This is a genomic window from Kitasatospora sp. NE20-6, from assembly GCF_045862635.1.
This window is the reverse complement of sequence record NZ_BPRL01000152.1, coordinates 1-1842: the sequence shown is the minus strand read 5'-3', so window position 1 is coordinate 1842 and position 1842 is coordinate 1. Positions and strand designations below refer to the sequence as shown.

Genomic DNA, 1842 nt, shown 5'->3' with positions numbered 1-1842 from the left:
ACAGCGGCAACCTGGCCGAACTCGTCCAGGAGAAGCACGTCGTCGGTGTCACCACCAACCCGACCATCTTCCAGAAGGCCATCGGCGGCGGCAGCGCCGCCTACGACGGCCAGCTCGACGACCTCGCGGTGCGCAAGGTCACCGTGGACGAGGCCGTCCGCATGATCACCACCTCCGACGTCCGCGACGCCGCCGACGTCCTGCGCCCCGTCTACGACGCCTCCAACGGCCGCGACGGCCGCGTCTCCATCGAGGTCGACCCCCGCCTCGCCCACGAGACCGCCCCCACCGTCGCCGAGGCCAAGCAGCTGTGGTGGCTCGTCGACCGCCCCAACGTCCTCATCAAGATCCCCGCCACCAAGGCCGGCCTGCCCGCCATCACCGAGGTCATCGCCAGGGGCATCAGCGTCAACGTCACGCTGATCTTCTCCCTGGAGCGCTACCGCGCCGTCATGGACGCCTACCTCACCGGCCTGGAGAAGGCCCGGACCGCCGGCCTCGACCTCTCGCAGATCGAGTCCGTCGCCTCCTTCTTCGTCTCCCGCGTGGACACCGAGATCGACAAGCGCCTGGAGAAGATCGGCGGCGAGGCCAAGGGGCTCCGCTCGAAGGCCGCGATCGCCAACGCCCGCCTCGCCTACCAGGCGTACGAGGAGGTGTTCTCCTCGGACCGCTGGAAGGCCCTGGAGTCCGCCGGCGCCAACCCGCAGCGTCCGCTGTGGGCCTCCACCGGCGTCAAGGACCCGAACCTCCCCGACACCCTGTACGTGACCGAGCTGGTCGCCCCCGGCACCGTCAACACCATGCCCGAGGCCACCCTCGACGCCACCGGCGACCACGGCACCGTCACCGGCGACACCGTCACCGTCAACTACGCCGACGCGCAGGCCGTCATGGACGCCGTCGCCGCCGCCGGCGTCGACTACGACGACGTCGTCCAGGTCCTGGAGGACGAGGGCGTCGAGAAGTTCGAGATCTCCTGGAAGGAACTCCTGGAGACCGTCTCGGCCTCGCTCGCCAAGCACGGCGACCAGAACTGATCACTGCTCACGAACAGCGCACGGAGAGCGGAGCCAACACCAGTGAGCAACACCCCTGCTTTTCCCGATGTCGAGGGGGCCGAGGTCGGGCAGGGTGATCCCCTGCAGTCCTCCAACCCGCTGCGCGATCCGGCCGACCGCCGGCTGCCGAGGATCGCCGGGCCGTCCGGCCTGGTGATCTTCGGCGTGACCGGTGACCTCTCGCGCAAGAAGCTGATGCCCGCCATCTACGACCTCGCCAACCGCGGACTCCTGCCGCCGGGCTTCTCGCTCGTCGGCTTCGCCCGCCGCGAATGGGAGGACGAGGACTTCGCGCGGGAGGTGCACGACGCGGTCAAGGAGCACGCGCGCACCCCCTTCCGCGAGGAGGTCTGGCAGCAGCTCGCCAAGGGCATGCGCTTCGTCCAGGGCGACTTCGGCGACGACGAGGCCTTCGACACCCTCCGCAGGACCATCGAGGAACTCGACCAGGCCCAGGGCACCGGCGGCAACTTCGCCTTCTACCTCTCGGTACCGCCCAAGTTCTTCCCCACCGTCGTCCAGCAGCTCAAGAAGCACGGCCTGACCGACCCGCCCAAGGGATCCTGGCGGCGGGCGGTGATCGAGAAGCCGTTCGGTCACGACCTGGAGAGCGCGCAGGAGCTGAACCGGATCGTCCACGAGGTCTTCCCCCGCGACGAGGTCTTCCGGATCGACCACTACCTGGGCAAGGAGACCGTCCAGAACATCCTGGCCCTGCGGTTCGCCAACCAGATGTTCGAACCCATCTGGAACCGCTCCTACGTCGACCACGTGCAGATCA

At 68.7% G+C, this 1842-nt stretch carries 2 protein-coding genes; both read left to right on the top strand.

All coding sequences use genetic code 11. The features are described 5' to 3' along the window. Nucleotides 1-1040 (top strand): transaldolase (gene tal, locus SNE206_RS39890; protein WP_407918489.1); only part of this gene is annotated, 1040 nt, incomplete at its 5' end. 102 nt (nt 1041-1142) lie between these two features. After that, nucleotides 1143-1842 (top strand): glucose-6-phosphate dehydrogenase (locus SNE206_RS39885; RefSeq protein WP_407918490.1); only part of this gene is annotated, 700 nt, incomplete at its 3' end.